Consider the following 16,147-nt stretch of genomic DNA (forward strand, 5'->3'; position numbering starts at 1 on the left):
TTTTAGCGCAGCAGCTAGCCCCTCACCAGACTTTTGAAAATGCTTAGTTCTTCTGATTTGAGCTTTTCCCGAACCCTACCTTTAGATCTATTTAATGAGCTTGGAGAATTGTTGCAACAACAGATGGCTCAAGCAGTGGGAAATGGCGCTTTGGTACTAACAGAAGCTGTACTGGCAAGAATTCGTATACCTGTTGAATGGCAGAAGCAAAGGTTTACATTGCTAGTTTCTGAGCAGTTTAGTGCGCTCTTGGTAGGGAAACCAGAGGAGAGCGGAGAATTTACTTCATTGATTCAAGACTCAGCACACAGAGATGAGGAATCAAGAATAACTGCTATTTTGACATTTAATTCAGAGGCGATCGCCTCCTTTCTCTCGACATTGAGAGAATTGTTTAGGCGTGATTCATATACTCACCATAATCTGGAACGCTATAGTCAAATTTTGGGTACTAATGATGCCACGCTCCAAAGTCAATTCACACTCTTGCTATTAGAATATCTCCTACCGCACGTAAACCACGGGGAAAGTATAACACCAACTTCCAACTCTCCTAATGTTTATGTCTGTCAGGCAGTGGAAGATGCCCTACAAAAACAGATTGCCCAAGAGCGGTTGTTAAATCAAGTGACAAGCCAAATCCGTAAAAGCCTAGATTTGTCGGTAATTATGGCGACGGCAGTTACACAAGTGCGTGAGTTTTTAGAATTAGACAGATTAGTAATATATAAATTTGAGGGTACTAGAGGCAAAACTCAACACCAGTTTGATACTGCTACCCTCAATGGCAACAATCCCCGCACGAGGCTGGATTCCCAATGGGTAGAATCCGCGCCAGCATCTACATCACTCAATGGACAGCACTCACCCCCTCTCTCACTCAACCCCCAACCCCCACAACGAGACTACCAACATGGGGGTTGTATTGTATACGAAGCCAGGGCTACAGATGACATTCCGTCAGTTCTAAATTACAAGGAAGAAATTTGCTTTGTACGCACTTCTCCATGTTGGGAGAAGTATCGTCAAGGTTTTACCTTAGCTGTGGATGATGTCGAAAAAACTTATGCTCTAGAAGAGTGTTTGTTAAATTTTTTAAGAGAAGCCCAAGTCAAAGCAAAGTTGGCTGCGCCAATTATGTTTGAGGAGAAACTTTGGGGGCTGCTGATTGCTCATCAGTGCAATGGATCACGCCAATGGACTGAGAGTGACAAAAATTTGTTAACTTATATTGCGGAACAATTAGCGATCGCCATTCATCAAGCTGAGTTGATGCGATCGCTGACACAAGAAAAACACACCCTAGAACAAAGAGTTGTAGAACGTACAGTCGCACTGCGCGATGCCCTACTTGCTGCCGAAGCTGCTAGCCGCCTCAGAAATGAATTTTTGGCTACCATCAGCCATGAATTGCTCACTCCTTTAACTTATGTCATTGGAATGTCTTCTACACTGTTACGCTGGCCTTTAGGTGAGTTGAGCCAGCGACAACGGGATTATCTCCAAACCATTCATGACAGCGGAGAACATTTATTAGAAATGATTAATGACATCCTTGATTTATCTCAAATCGAGGCTGGTAAGACAGTTTTAAATATTTCCGAATTTTCTTTGGTGAATGTAGCAGAAACTGCTATTACCTCACTAGGAGAAAAAGCCACCAACGAACAAATCAATCTCAAACTCGATCTGCAAATCGATCCAAGACGCGATCGCTTCACTGCCGATGCGGTACGAGTAGAACAAATTCTCTCGAATTTATTAACTAATGCTGTTAAATTCACGCCTGAAGGTGGCAGCGTCACCTTACGCCTTTGGGTAGAAGACAACACAGCTATCTTTCAAATAGAAGATACTGGCATAGGTATTCCCGAAGAGCAATTGCCACTACTGTTCGAGAAATTTCAGCAACTCGATACACCCTATCGCCGCCGCTACGAAGGCACTGGGCTTGGTTTAGCTTTAACTAAACAACTTGTGGAACTCCATCGTGGTCGAATCGAAGTTGAATCCACTGTAGGAATTGGCTCAATTTTTACCGTATGGATACCAGCCCAGCCAATGAAAGTGTTGAAATGATGAGTGAGATGGGCATTGGGCATTGAGCATTGGGCATTGGGTGAAGAGGACAAGGAGCATGGGGGACGGGGAGACAAGGAGCAAGAGTTATTCATAGTTCTTTCCCCTTGTCCCCTTGTCCCCTTGTCTCCCCTGCTCCCTGCCCCCTGCTCCCCTGCTTTCTCCCAGTCCCTAGTCTCCAGGCCCTGACTCATGAATTATGACGATTTAATTTCAAGCTTAAAAAACGGACTGATTGTGTCCTGTCAAGCACCTATTGATTCGCCATTGCACGAACCAATAGTAATTGCAGCAATGGCACAAGCTGCTGTGAATAATGGTGCAGTTGGTGTGCGTATCGACACTCCCAATCATATCAGTACCGTGCGTGCAAAAGTGAAAGTGCCGATTATTGGGCTATGGAAACAAGTAATAGCTGGCTCTGATGTATACATAACACCACAGTCTCATCATGCGGCTGCTGTGGCGCAAGCCGGAGCCGATATTATAGCCATAGATGCAACTCTGAGAAACCGCCCTGGTGATGAAACAATAGCGGAAATTATTGCCCGAATTCATCAAGAATTTAATAAACCAGTGATGGCAGATGTAGATACAATTGAGGCGGCAAAAGCAGCTGTAAATGCTGGAGCAGATATGGTGGGAACAACTCTTTTTGGTTATACTGTCTCAACTAAGCATCTTTCTCCTCCTGGTTGGGAACTTCTGAGTCAAATTGTAGAACAGCTAGATATTCCCACTATTTGTGAAGGTGGTATTTCCTCACCCCAAATGGCTCGCAAAGCCTTAGATTTAGGAGCTAATGCTGTTGTAGTTGGCACTGCTATTACTGGTATTGATTTCCAAGTAAAAGCATATCAATCAGTGCTAAATTCTCAAAAATAGGTATTAAATGAAATACTCATAAACAGAATTTATCTGAAAAGAAATAATTACTGACATTTTGTTTTTTATTAATAGATAATTTATGTTGAATGTGCTTAGATGTAAATAATTAAATCTACATATAATAATATTCAATAAAATTTAACGTTTAATTAGGTTGAGCTACTTACCTGATTTTTGTGTACTTAAGTGGTCATGAAATTAGTATGAAAATCCTTGTACTCAATGCTGGATCTAGTAGTCAAAAAAGTTGTTTGTATGAGATACCAGATGATGGTCTCCCAGAAAAAGCACCCCAGCCGCTTTGGGAAGGGAAAGTAAACTGGACTCAAGACCGAGGTGTGGCAGAAATTCAGGTCAAAACTGCTACAGGTGAAGTGCTGCAAGAATCAATCTATGCTGACTCCCGACGCGCCCACGTCGCCTATATGCTTTATACTCTGACTCGTGGAGCCACTAAGGTGATTAGTCATCTGTCAGAAATCGATGTGGTAGGTCATCGTGTAGTACATGGTGGGCAGGACTATCGCCATAGTGTGGTAATTACTGAGGAAGTCAAACAAGCGATCACCCAACTTGCTACCTTAGCTCCAGCACATAATCCAGCCGCTTTGGAAGGAATAGAAGCGATTGAACAAAGCTTGGGTGCAGTCAAACAAGTAGCAGTATTTGATACAGGATTTCATGCTAGTTTACCTGATGCGGCGGCAATTTATCCTGGCCCCTATGAGTGGGTAGAGCAAGGTATCCGTCGTTATGGTTTTCATGGCATTAGTCATCAATACTGTTCTCAACGTGCAGCTAAGATTCTTGGGCAAGATTTAGCATCCTTGCGGTTGATCACCTGCCATTTGGGTAACGGCTGCTCTTTGGCAGCAATTAAAAATGGTCGTAGCATTGATACGACTATGGGCTTCACACCCTTGGACGGACTCATGATGGGCAGTCGTTGTGGTTCGATTGATCCGGGGATTCTGATTTACCTTTTACGGCAATCTAATTACTCAGCCGAAAGCTTGGACTATGTTCTTAATAAAGCTTCAGGCTTACGTGGAATTTCTGGCATATCCAGCGATTTGCCGCAAGTCATAGAGGCGATCGCCCAAGGTAACTACCGCGCTCAACTCGCTTGGGATATCTACATACATCGCTTGCGGTCTGGTATTGGTTCTATGCTTGCCAGTTTGGGAGGATTAGATGCCTTGATATTCACCGCAGGTATAGGTGAAAAATCTCCAGGAATTCGCCAAGCTGCTTCAGAAGGTTTTACGTTTTTAGGGCTGAAAATAGACCCAGAGAAAAATCAACGCAACCCCGTTGATGAAGATATTGCCACCCCTGATTCAGCAGTTCGAGTATTAGTGATTCATACTCAAGAAGATTGGGCGATCGCTCAACAATGTTGGCAATTATTGAAAAAGTAAACATCTACATTTTATTGCGCTGCTGGCATTAAGTCTGCTGTTACTTTTAGAAAATTTGTGGCTACTATATACCTGTAATCCATAGCTAAAAAGGTAACTTAAGCAGAATGTCCGCCTTATCTCGTCAATCTGTTGGTGCATCTTTCGCAATCTGTTTGTGTATGCTAGGAGTCGGCTTGTTACAATATCCCCGACTGCAACAGCTTCTAAATAGTAAACAAGCTGCTTCTGTTGAAACTTTAGAGCGAGAAATTAAATTAGAAAAAAAACGTCTCAACTTACTTAATCAAATGCCCAGTTTTGGGTATGATAATTTGATTGCTGATTGGGTATATCTTAATTTTTTGCAATATTTTGGTGATGAAGAGGCTCGTGCCAAAACAGGTTACAGTCTAAGCCCAGAGTATTTTGAAGTTATACTTGGACGCGATCCACGATTTTTAGGCGCTTATTTAGGTATGTCTACTAGTACTTCTATGTATGCAGCTATGCCTGAAAAATCTATAGAGTTGATGGAGAAAAGTTTAAAATTTTTATCTCCTGAAGTCCCGAAAAAATCTTATTATGTTTGGCGTTATAAAGGCATAGATGAGTTACTCTTTTTAGGAGATTCTCAAGCCGCCAAGCAATCTTTTATAAGTGCTGCTAACTGGGCTAGTAACTATCCAGATGATGAAAGTAAAAATATAGTCCATATTTCCCAAAAAACTGTTAATTTTCTGGAGAGTAATCCTAATAGTAAAAATGCTCGAATTTCTAGCTGGGTAATGGTGTTAAATAACCAAGTCGATGAGAAAACTCGAAAAAGGGTAATTAGTGAAATAGAAGCTTTGGGAGGTAAAGTAATTACAACTCCTGAAGGCAATCACAGAGTTATATTACCTCCAAAAGATTGAGCGAGTAGATTATTTATTAATTATGCCCTATCAGCGATTATTGAGGTTAGTGTTATTTTTTGGTATCAAGGTAAATTAATCCACTCCCAATCTCTAGAATTAGACATTTATGATCCGGGACTACTTTACGGGGCGACAGTTTTTACTACACTGCGGGTTTATGATAACTCGCTCGATAGTATTTTAACTAACTGGCTATCACACTGCGATCGCTTGCGGTTCTCACTACAAACTTTTAATTGGCAGCAACCAGACTGGAACAGAGTGCGTCAAGGTGCAGAAATCCTTAAAGCACAGTTTCCTGTTCTGCGAATCACCATCTTTCCCGATGGACGCGAGTGGATTATTGGCAGATTCTTACCAGATGATCTGGCAGAAAACCAAAAAAATGGCGTTGTCGCTGCTGTTGCTAGTGGAGAATTTAATCGTAGTCTTCCCTCTCATAAAACAGGTAACTACCTGGGTGCTTGGATAGCAAAGAAGAGTACCCTACAGTTGAATGCCCAAGAAGCAATTTTAGTCGATAATGCAGGAAATTGGCTGGAAACAAGCACAGGTAACCTTTGGGGATGGCAGGATGGCTGTTGGTGGACACCGCCTCTAGCGGTGGGAATTTTGCCAGGAATCATGCGATCGCAGCTTGTCAAATGGTTGCAGCGCCAGCAACAGCAAGTAAAGGAGGAACCTTGGACACAAGAGTTAGTCAAGAAATTTGAAGCGATCGCCTACACTAACAGTGTGGTAGAAATTATCCCTATTCATACCGTTCAGCAGCCTTCAGGGCCGCTACAATATAATCCCTACCATCCTAGTTTTCATTTGCTAAGGAGTTTTTTTTAGCATGACAGCGACGCCCATTTAGTATACGTTAAGATAAGTTAACATAATTCTTAAAAAAGACCTCTCTTTTAGCGTGCGTCTTAACGCATACGGACAAAAAATACAGGAGGATAAACCTCGGTGAATAAAAGATGGAGAAATGCGGGGCTGTACGCGCTGCTTTTTATTGTTGTCATTGCCTTAGGGACAGCATTCTTTGACAAACAACCTCAAAGCAGAGAGCCATTGCGGTACAGTCAGTTTATTCAAGAAGTTGAAAAAGGCAGAATAGATAAAGTCAGTTTGAGCGCAGACCGTTCTACTGCTCTTGTAACGTCCAGAGACGGCAACAAGAAAGTAGTAACTTTAGTTAACGATCCAGACTTGATTAATACCCTTACCGCCAAAGGTGTTGATATTTCTGTGTTGCCACAAACCGATGAAGGATTTTGGTTTAAGGCACTCAGCAGCTTATTTTTCCCTGTATTACTTCTAGTTGGCTTATTCTTCTTGTTACGTCGTGCCCAAAGTGGCCCAGGCAGCCAAGCTATGAACTTTGGGAAATCTAAAGCCAGAGTTCAAATGGAGCCACAAACCCAGGTGACATTTGGTGATGTCGCTGGTATTGACCAAGCCAAACTAGAACTAAATGAAGTTGTAGACTTTCTCAAAAACGCCGATCGCTTTACCGCAGTTGGTGCAAAGATTCCTAAAGGCGTGCTGTTAGTTGGCCCTCCTGGTACAGGTAAAACCTTGCTAGCTCGTGCTGTAGCAGGCGAAGCAGGCGTACCTTTCTTCTCCATCTCTGGCTCTGAGTTTGTCGAAATGTTCGTGGGTGTGGGTGCTTCCCGCGTCCGTGACTTGTTCGAGCAAGCCAAGTCTAATGCCCCCTGTATCGTCTTCATTGATGAAATTGACGCTGTAGGTCGTCAACGGGGCGCAGGTTTAGGTGGTGGTAATGATGAGCGCGAACAAACCCTCAACCAGCTGCTCACAGAAATGGACGGCTTTGAAGGCAACACCGGCATTATTATTATTGCTGCAACCAACCGTCCTGATGTACTAGATGCAGCACTGTTGCGTCCCGGTCGCTTTGACCGTCAAGTTGTCGTAGACCGTCCCGACTATGCCGGACGCAGTGAAATTCTCAAGGTTCATGCCCGTGGTAAGACCTTGGCAAAAGATGTGGACTTAGATAAAATCGCCCGTCGTACCCCTGGATTCACTGGTGCGGATTTATCTAACCTACTGAATGAAGCGGCAATTCTAGCTGCACGGCGCAACTTGACCGAAATTTCGATGGACGAAATCAACGATGCCATCGATCGCGTGTTAGCTGGCCCAGAAAAGAAAGACCGGGTAATGAGCGAAAAGCGCAAAACCTTGGTCGCATATCATGAAGCTGGTCACGCCTTAGTTGGTGCTTTGATGCCCGACTATGACCCAGTGCAAAAGATTAGCATCATTCCTCGCGGTCGCGCTGGCGGTTTAACTTGGTTTACTCCTAGCGAAGACCGGATGGATACTGGCTTGTACAGCCGTGCTTATCTGGAGAATCAGATGGCAGTGGCTTTGGGCGGTCGGATTGCTGAAGAATTAATCTTTGGTGAAGAAGAAGTTACTACTGGTGCTTCTAACGACCTACAACAAGTTGCAAGAGTTGCCCGTCAGATGATTACACGCTTTGGAATGAGCGATCGCTTAGGGCCTGTTGCCCTTGGTCGTCAGCAAGGCAATATGTTCCTTGGTCGGGATATTATGTCAGAGCGTGATTTTTCTGAAGAAACCGCTGCGGCAATTGATGAAGAAGTCCGCAAACTGGTGGATGTAGCTTATACTCGCGCCAAAGAAGTGTTGATGAATAACCGTCACATCTTGGATCAAATCGCGCAAATGCTGGTTGATAAGGAAACAGTAGATGCCGATGAGTTGCAAGATATTCTGGCAAATAACGATGTGAAAACTGCTGCTTTCGCATAAGCGATTTCTGCTAAGATTTAAAATCTAAAATCGGGTAATCTTGGAAATTTCTGGGATTACCCTGTTTTTTATAGTAGAAAACAGATGGCAGAAGGTAGGGGCTGGGGGCTGGGGACTGGGGATTAGTATTTTTACTCATACTATGTTGCGATCAGACAGATTCGGATTTCCTCACCTCTGCTCCCCGAAGTTTGCTTGGAGGGAAACCCTCCTGGCAACTTCTCTTCCTGCGCCTCTGCTGCCCTAATTTACTATCTTTGAATGCAACTCGGTATCAGCACTCAACACTCAGCACTCACCACTACTGATGTTGAAACCCTTTAAGGGTAGAGCCACTGTAAAACAGGTCAAGTTATTAGCGCTTTCTAAGTGTATAGAACCACCTAAATTTGTTAATAGTTCTTTTACTAAAGCTAATCCTAAGCCTGTACCTCCTTGTTTCCAATGATCGCTTTTAGGGATACGGTAGAACTTATCAAAAATACGAGAAAATTCTTTAGTAGGAATTTCTACACCTGAATTACTTACTTGCAATTGCAGTCTGTCTACTCCGACTACAGCAGCAGTGACGGTAATTGTTTCTGAGGGTGGGGTATATTTACAAGCATTATTTAATAGCTCTGTAAATATTCGCTCTAAAAACGCTGAATCAGAAACCAAATCAGGCAAATCAGTAGGTAGTTCCGTCTTTAAAGCTATGTTGCGTTCTTGCGATCGCTTTTGAAAGGGTTCTACTCTTTGAACAATCCAATCCCGCAGTGAAATCGTACTCAGGTTTAATAGATGTTGTCCTGCTTCTAGCCGCTTTAAATCTAGTAAATTATTGATTAAATTAATTTCTCGTTCATATTCAAAACGCAGAATCTGAAGATATTTATCACCTCTGGCATAGTCTGCATCTAAGTTCACTAACTGCCCAAATTTGACTTTAATCCGCATGAGCGTTTGTTCTACCATCTCGATCGCCATCCGCATATTAGCCAAGGGCGATCGCATTTCATGAGTAACGGTACTTAAGAAATCATCTTTTAGTTGAGTCTGTTGCTCTAATTGGGCTAGACGTGTCTGCGTTGCCTCATAAAGATGAGATTGGCGTAGAGCGATCGCACACTGATTTGCTACTTGCTTTACTAAATTAATTTCTAATTCTTCAAATCCATAATCTACCTGATTAAACAACCATAAATCACCCAAAATTCCCTGTTCATCAGAAATGGGACAAACTAAAAAACTATGCCCATAAGTAGCAACAGGACTAAGAACACAAAATTGAAAATGCTGCCTCTGTTGCAGTTGGTAGGAAATTTCCGGTTCATCTGCTAGATCGGGAAAATATCTATAGGTGGGTAAAAAATTCACATCGTCCTCATGGCAATCGGTAGCGACTTGTTCTTGTTTGTCATATAAGGCTATATGCCCACCACCAATACTCAATGCCAAAATAAGTTCTTCTACAGTTGTTTGTAAAATTTGGCCTTCATCCAAAGAATCACGCACTTTGTTCGTAATGCTTTTTAGCTTTTCTTCAAACTCAATAACTTGCTGAAGCTGCTTGATACGCTCTTGCAATTTATTTGTGGAATCAGTGTTTGATTGCTGTACCTGTTGATAGAGATGGGATTGCTGAACAGCGATCGCCATTTGGACTGCAATTTGTTGTAAAAAATCAATCTCCCAAGTCTGCCAATGTCGAGGAGCAGAACATTGATGAGCAATCAACAAACCCCAAAGTTCCTCTCCTTGCAAAATTGGTAATGCCAAATTTGCCTTCACCTCAAACCGAGAGAGTAAACTGCGGTGACAAGAGCTAATTTCTGCAACTTCAATATCAGGCATTACTCTGACTCGTCCCTGTTGATAAAGAGCAACGTATTCTTTAGGGAAACAAGAGTCAGACATCTCAGTATCTAGAACAGCTAAATATCCTTCCCTGGCTGCTTCTACAACAATCTTGCCACTCCAGTCTGGTTCAAATTGATAGATTAGCACGCGATCAGTCAATAATAGCTGCTGCACTTGGGCAACAGTATTGTTGAGAATCGGCATCAAATTACGAGATTGACTAATCTGCTGGCCAATCGTGGCGAGTAATTGTGTTTGCTTTTCCTGAAATTTTAAGGCAATTTTTTCCCTCTTTGCCTGAAGTAAGGATTGCACACGCTGACGCAACAGCGCCATATTTATTGGCTTAGTAATACACTCTGTTGCCCCGGCTGCAAATGCTCGTTCCACCAACTCCGCATCATTCAGGCTTGTGATTATGACAGTAGGAGCTAAATCAAAAAAGCTGGAGTTTAAAGTTTCTTTATAATTTTTAATATTTACTCTTGGTTCATTTAACGCACTTAACCTCTGACAGCAAGTAAACCCATCTATAATTGCGATCGTGGCATCTAGTAGTACTAAATCTGGGTGATAGTGCAAAGCTACTTGTAGACACTCCTCTCCATTGCTCGCTTCAACAACCTGATAACCTTCAGCTTCCATTACCTGCCGTAAAACGGTTCGTATAGCAAGATCATTATCAGCCACCAGAATCAAAGGATTGTTTTGTGATCTGTCGATGGGCAGTTGATGTTGAAGCCTGAAGGTTTTTGCTCGTTTTCGTGTACCCATTTTCAATTTTTGCCCAAGATCAACCATCATGGAGAAAACCCTCGCAACATTCTTGATGAGTGTTTATTACTGCGTAAGTCTTAATAAAGCTACTTATACCAATTCTCCAAAACTCAGCAACCCTTTTGACATCTGGCTTTCCTAATTTTAAATTTTGCGGAAAGTCTGAGCGGAGGTTTCCTCGGTACACCGTTGGGCGTAGCCTTCCCGCAGGCATCAGAACTTTCCAAGACGAATTTTAAATTGGTATTAACCAACTCCTAAGAGACTTTCACTATGGACAGTTTATTAGGGGTGCGTTAAGGTAAATACGATTTAAGCTTGATTCATGACTAATGAGTATTCAATAGTTTTTGCCTTGCTACTTCCAGTGGCGGAGAAATAGCTGCCGAATATTTTGTTCTGTGATTTGATTCAGGCATTTCTTGCCAGCAATGACGACAGAAAAGAAAAACTTGATTTTTACGGATGTGACGCAGTAATTGGTTGGAGCAGCAAAGACAATTTGTCATAAAATTTTACAAATTTGATAATTAAAAAATTTAAATTGGTAGTGGCTTTGATGCACTTGCCACAGTTGAATTTAATTGGTAATTTTGAAGAAATTTTGAAGTTTTGCTAGAAGTTACAAAAGAGCAACAATTAGATACTTTTCTATAAAAAGTGAAAACTTAGCTTTGACAAAAAAACCTCCTAACAACAAGGAGGCTGGGGGCAAAAATATCAAAATAAAAATCTATCTGTTAACAAAGAATTTATGAGCCAAAGTGGGCTATTTGTACTACCATGTCCAGCCGAGGTATTGTGCAACTTGATTCACTAACAATATAGGATCAAAGGGTTTAGCGATCGCTCCTGCTATTCCTAAATTTTGTATATGGCAAGAATCTGTATAATCAACTTTTGCTGTAAGTAGTACCACCGGAATAGATTGAATCATGGGATCTGCTTGCAAAAGCTCAACAAATTTTATTCCATCCATCCCTGGCATCATCATATCCAAAATGATCGCATCTGGTCTTTCTTTGACTGCTTTTACCAAACCTTCATGACCGGAATTGGCAGTTACAACCTCCCAACCGGCTATTTCCTCTAAACACGCTTGCACAACGTATTGAACGCAAGCTTCATCATCAACAACCAAAACGCGTTTGGTGGTCATGGTTACCACCTCCAAATTTTCATATTCAGTTTGAATCATCTCAAAATTTATAGCTGTACGCTCTAAGTTATTTAATATTGAAAAATCTTAAGAAATTCTCAACAATTCAGAATCACTCAATACAATTGAGTGAGCTAAAGTTAGCTCCTACCAAATTTGAACTTGGTTGTTCTAAGGTAGAATAGGGAATTGAAGAAATTTTGAAGTTAAAAAAGTTCATAATTCCCATTGAAATGCTTCCGCCACCCGATCAACCAGTATTAATGGATCAAAGGGTTTCACAATGACACCTGCAACTCCTAAGCGAGAAAACCGCTCTCGATCTGTAGGTTGCACTTTAGCAGTTAATAAAGCAACGGGAATTCCTTGAGTTGCAGAGTTTTGTTGCAAGTGTTGGAGTGTCTCGAAACCATCCATATCTGGCATAGATATATCAAGCAGTATGCCATCTGGCAATTTAGACTCAGCAATCAACAATCCTTCTCTGCCTGATCCTGCTGTAAACACTTGCCATGCCCCTAACTCTTCTAAGCATTCCTGAATTACTTCTTGAATGACTTCTTCATCATCAATTACCAAAATACGTTTGATTGGCATAATAAGAAATTCTCTCCTACGTATATAGGTAAAACCTCTTAAAGGAGTTTGGGATTGAAGATTTACGCCTGATGTGAATTAGAAACGCCTTTTATTTAATCAAGGTCTCTAGATTCTTTCAAAATCATTGTTTTGAAATCAACTACGAAATGACAATAGTTTTAGAAATTAATTCACATTAAATGTGATTTTGGACGAGATAATTTTGTATCTTATGCAATTGCAATGGGCAATGTGAAGTAAAATGTACTGCCTTTACCCAAAATGCTCTCTGCCCAAATGTGACCACCATGTTGCTGAATAATTCGGCGACAAATGGCTAACCCCAAACCTGTACCTCCTTTTTGACGAGAATCGGAAGCATCTACTTGTTGGAAGCGCTCAAATATTGCTTCTATTTTCTCATGGGGTATTCCTCGCCCTTCGTCTTTAATTTGAAAGAGAACATGAGGAATCGATGTTGAAGATTGACCGTTCTCGCATACTTGTTCAGCACTCAACCAGATATGCGTGTTAGGAGGAGAAAACTTGATGGCATTGCTCAGTAAATTGGTTAGAGTTTGAATAATAGAATCAGGATCTGCCCAAACTTGGATAAATGAAGAGCTAACCGATAGAGCAATATGATTTTGTTCAGCATTTGCCCGCATTGCGTCTACAGATTGTTGAATTAATTTAGCTGCATCACAAATTTGCATTTCCAAGCGCACCTTTCCTGATTCAAGTCGTCCCAAGTCGAGAATGTCATTGACTAATCGTACAAGGCGATCAGTTTGATCTGCGGCAATTTGCAACATTCGTTTTCCCTTATCAGGCTTTTTATCGTAGACTCCAGCAGCTAGTAATCCTAGTGAGCCGCGAATAGCAGTCAGAGGAGTACGGAGTTCATGACTCACGATAGAAATGAACTCATTTTTCATTTGCGCGATCGCCCGACTTTCGGTAACATCTTCAATTGTGCCGACATGAGCCAGAAATTGACCTTTAGCTGCCAGAATCGGGGCAGTCTGAACTTTGCCATAGCGGACTGTACCATCCTTGTGAAGATAGCGTAATTCGTCGTGGGCAAATCTTTGTTGGTTAGAGATTGCAGCCGACCACTGAGTATAAATCTGTTCTTGGTCTTCGGGATGAATAGATTGCAACCATCCATATCCCAAAGCCTCTTCAAAGGTATAACCGCCTATTTCTTGGGCGCGAGGATTGGTATAAGTGGTTTTTCCTTGAGCGTCAGTCATGAAAATACCAATCGGCGAATATTCGCTCAAAGAACGAAACTTGGCTTCACTTTCTCGTAATGCTTCCTCTGCCTGTTTGCGTAAGCGAAGCTCGTCGTAGACATCGCTGATATCAACTAAATATCCTAAAATCTCAGTCGGTTTGCCAGATACATCCCGAATTAATCTCATCTGTACCAACAGCCAACAGTAAGTACCATCAGCACGCTGAAAGCGATAGTCGTGAGAGTAAAAGTGTTGTTCATCAACTCTCACCATATCAGTAAATACCCGCTCTACATCCTCTGGATGCACTCGCTCAACCCAGAAATGAGATTTTTCTAAAAATTCCTGTGGTTCGTAGCCTAACAACGAAAAAACATTTTCACTGATGTAAGTAATTCCATAATCCCCGCAAGGTTTGCAACTAAAGATTACAGAAGGGCAAGAACTGACAAGATATTGTAGCCGACTGTTCGCCTGACTTAATTCGGCAGTTCTTTGTGTTACACGCGTTTCCAGTTCTTCTTCAGCTCGTTTTCGCTCTGTAATATCTCGCTGAACTGCGACCCAATGAGTGTACTCACCTTCTTCGTCTGCAACCGGCACAATACTTAAATCCACCCAAAACTCAGAGCCATCCTTGCGGTAATTAATCAGATCGCAGCGGATAGATTGCCAAGTTTCCAGAGCCAAGTTAATTTTCGCTAGTACTGCTTGATCAGTTTTTTTACCTTGGAGAATATGAAAAGTTTTGCCTATCACTTCTTCTAGGGCATATCCCGACATTTTAGTAAAAGCAGGATTGGCGTAGACAATCCGCCGTACAGATGGATCTATGGGTTCGGCTTCCACAATTAACACTGCATCATTGGTTTTTAAAATCACAGATTCCAGCAATCGCAACTGTTCTTCACGTTGTTTGCGTCCGCTAATATCAGTAATTGTCCCTACATAACCTGATACTTCACCACTGACTGCTCGCTCTACCACAGCCTGACCATATACCCAATTGACAACTCCATCAGCTCGCAGAAATCGAAACTCTGAATAAAACATCTGCTGATTTTGGGTAGCGTGATTCCAATCTTGGATAACGCGTTCCCGGTCGGTTGGATGTAAAGTTTGCAACCAACCTGTTTCTTTTGCTTGATCAGGAGTTAATCCGGTAAGTTGACACCAGCGATCGTTAACATAAAGGCAGTTGCCTTCTACATCAATGCGAAAGATACCCACTGGAACAGCAGCAGCTAGACTAGCGTAACGTTGTTCGCTTTCGCGCAGGGCAATATCGGCTTGCTTGCGCTCAGTGATATCACGAGTTACAGCCAGAACCCTATTCCCAGACTCTTTTGGTTCGCGCAGGGGAACAGCATGAGATTCTACCCATCGACGAGTTCCTTTGAGTCCAATGATTTCAAAATCCAAGACGCTGGAATCTCCCTGAGCTACCTGCTGGATAAAATCCCTAAATGCTTGTCGGTGGGAAGGTGCGATGAACGGATACACGCATTGCCCAACCACTTGTGCCAAACTATCTGCTTCAATCATGGCCAAACCAGCTGCATTCATGTTGAGCAAAATACCATCTGCGCTGATCACTTTTACACACTCTGGTTCGGCATCAATAATAGTGCGTAGATGTTGCTCACTCCTAGCCAAAGCTGCTTCTGCTTCTTTGCGTTCGCTGATATCCATCACAGTGCCCATCATTCGCACTGGCTCCCCTGTTTCATCATAAAAAGTCTGTCCTCTACCCTCAATCCAATGCACACTTCCATCTGCCCAGACAATACGATACTCATGCTGGTAAGCAATCTGCTCTTGTATTGCCCGATTTACTGCTTGGTTTAGTGCTTCTCTGTCTTCAGGATGCAAACAACGATCAAAAGTTTCATACCTACCATCAAATGTGCCTGGTGCTAACCCAAATAACCGCTCATGCTCTGGCGACCAGTTGATTTTTCCTGTTTGGATGTTCCAGTTCCACATTCCCATACGAGTTGCGGATAAAGCCAGACTTAGCTGTATTGCGCTTTCTTGTAATAACTGTTGGCTGAGTTGTTCAACTTGGTGTTTGTTTTTCCGTAAGTCGTTACCTAAGAGATTAATGATTGAGGCATTCAAAAAAAATAATCCTAAACGTAAAGCATCACTCCAACTTGCAGGAGTAAAATGATGAACTGGTGTAATTAAGAAATAGTTAATTGCTATTACAGACAGCACTGTTGTGATTAATCCTGGCTTAATACCGCCATACCATGTAGTCAGTGCAACGGCAACGAAAAATAATGAAGCAATACTAGTGGTTAACAGCGGCTGAAGCAGGAGGGTAAGCAGAAGCGCGATCGCTACTGAGCCGACAGCCACTACATAGGCTGAAAATTGTAGGTAAATTTTGGCATTCATTGTGCTGCCCTCATTCGACGTTGAATGTTCTTTCAAAATTGTCAGAATCTTTTTGTGCTATTT

Annotated in this window: 10 protein-coding genes; 6 read left to right on the top strand and 4 right to left on the bottom strand. The window is 42.1% G+C overall.

Translation table 11 applies throughout. The features are described 5' to 3' along the window. The first annotated feature begins 39 nt into the window (after positions 1 to 39). The 6 genes from AC5JL8_RS07935 to ftsH3 all read left to right on the top strand — a co-directional run bounded on the left by AC5JL8_RS07935 (position 40) and on the right by ftsH3 (position 8,083). On the top strand, positions 40 to 2,079 hold the full coding sequence (locus AC5JL8_RS07935; RefSeq protein ID WP_495879232.1) for a GAF domain-containing sensor histidine kinase: 2,040 nt from the start codon (positions 40 to 42) through the stop codon (positions 2,077 to 2,079). A gap of 192 nt (positions 2,080 to 2,271) precedes the next feature. Continuing rightward, positions 2,272 to 2,964 (top strand): N-acetylmannosamine-6-phosphate 2-epimerase, encoded by a 693-nt coding sequence (locus tag AC5JL8_RS07940; RefSeq protein WP_495879233.1) that lies wholly within the window; start codon positions 2,272 to 2,274, stop codon positions 2,962 to 2,964. Between the two features lie 206 nt (positions 2,965 to 3,170). Next, positions 3,171 to 4,388, top strand: coding sequence for an acetate kinase (locus AC5JL8_RS07945; RefSeq protein WP_495879234.1), 1,218 nt, complete (start codon positions 3,171 to 3,173; stop codon positions 4,386 to 4,388). A 107-nt stretch (positions 4,389 to 4,495) separates the two neighbouring features. Continuing rightward, on the top strand, positions 4,496 to 5,284 hold the full coding sequence (locus AC5JL8_RS07950) for a hypothetical protein (RefSeq protein ID WP_495879235.1): 789 nt from the start codon (positions 4,496 to 4,498) through the stop codon (positions 5,282 to 5,284). Between the two features lie 54 nt (positions 5,285 to 5,338). Then, positions 5,339 to 6,124, top strand: a complete 786-nt coding sequence (locus tag AC5JL8_RS07955; protein ID WP_495879560.1) for an aminotransferase class IV — start codon at positions 5,339 to 5,341, stop codon at positions 6,122 to 6,124. A 120-nt stretch (positions 6,125 to 6,244) separates the two neighbouring features. Further along, on the top strand, positions 6,245 to 8,083 hold the full coding sequence (ftsH3, locus tag AC5JL8_RS07960; protein ID WP_495879236.1) for an ATP-dependent zinc metalloprotease FtsH3: 1,839 nt from the start codon (positions 6,245 to 6,247) through the stop codon (positions 8,081 to 8,083). 288 nt (positions 8,084 to 8,371) lie between these two features. On the opposite strand, the gene AC5JL8_RS07965 is transcribed toward ftsH3, so the two are convergent. The 4 genes from AC5JL8_RS07965 to AC5JL8_RS07980 form a co-directional block, all read right to left on the bottom strand. Continuing rightward, a complete protein-coding gene (locus tag AC5JL8_RS07965) occupies positions 8,372 to 10,729 on the bottom strand; it encodes a GAF domain-containing protein (RefSeq protein WP_495879237.1) in 2,358 nt (785 codons plus the stop codon). Positions 10,730 to 11,480: 751 nt separating this feature from the next. Next, positions 11,481 to 11,861 carry a response regulator gene (locus AC5JL8_RS07970; RefSeq protein ID WP_495879238.1) on the bottom strand — a complete coding sequence of 127 codons (381 nt, stop codon included), beginning with the start codon at positions 11,859 to 11,861 and terminating at the stop codon, positions 11,481 to 11,483. A gap of 216 nt (positions 11,862 to 12,077) precedes the next feature. Beyond that, entirely contained in the window at positions 12,078 to 12,458 is a 381-nt protein-coding gene (locus AC5JL8_RS07975) for a response regulator (protein WP_495879239.1), read from the bottom strand. A gap of 212 nt (positions 12,459 to 12,670) precedes the next feature. After that, complete coding sequence (locus tag AC5JL8_RS07980) at positions 12,671 to 16,084, bottom strand: PAS domain S-box protein (protein ID WP_495879240.1); 3,414 nt, start codon at positions 16,082 to 16,084, stop codon at positions 12,671 to 12,673. Positions 16,085 to 16,147: the final 63 nt, after the last annotated feature.

The organism is Mojavia sp. (assembly GCF_059505145.1).

Bases quoted from the DNA above. Each gene is read 5' to 3' on its own strand.
- AC5JL8_RS07935 (WP_495879232.1), top strand. From the start codon at position 40: ATGCTTAGTTCTTCTGATTTGAGCTTTTCCCGAACCCTACCTTTAGAT.
- AC5JL8_RS07940 (WP_495879233.1), top strand. From the start codon at position 2,272: ATGAATTATGACGATTTAATTTCAAGCTTAAAAAACGGACTGATTGTG.
- AC5JL8_RS07945 (WP_495879234.1), top strand. From the start codon at position 3,171: ATGAAAATCCTTGTACTCAATGCTGGATCTAGTAGTCAAAAAAGTTGT.
- AC5JL8_RS07950 (WP_495879235.1), top strand. From the start codon at position 4,496: ATGTCCGCCTTATCTCGTCAATCTGTTGGTGCATCTTTCGCAATCTGT.
- AC5JL8_RS07965 (WP_495879237.1), bottom strand. From the start codon at position 10,729: ATGATGGTTGATCTTGGGCAAAAATTGAAAATGGGTACACGAAAACGA.
- AC5JL8_RS07970 (WP_495879238.1), bottom strand. From the start codon at position 11,861: ATGACCACCAAACGCGTTTTGGTTGTTGATGATGAAGCTTGCGTTCAA.
- AC5JL8_RS07975 (WP_495879239.1), bottom strand. From the start codon at position 12,458: ATGCCAATCAAACGTATTTTGGTAATTGATGATGAAGAAGTCATTCAA.
- AC5JL8_RS07980 (WP_495879240.1), bottom strand. From the start codon at position 16,084: ATGAATGCCAAAATTTACCTACAATTTTCAGCCTATGTAGTGGCTGTC.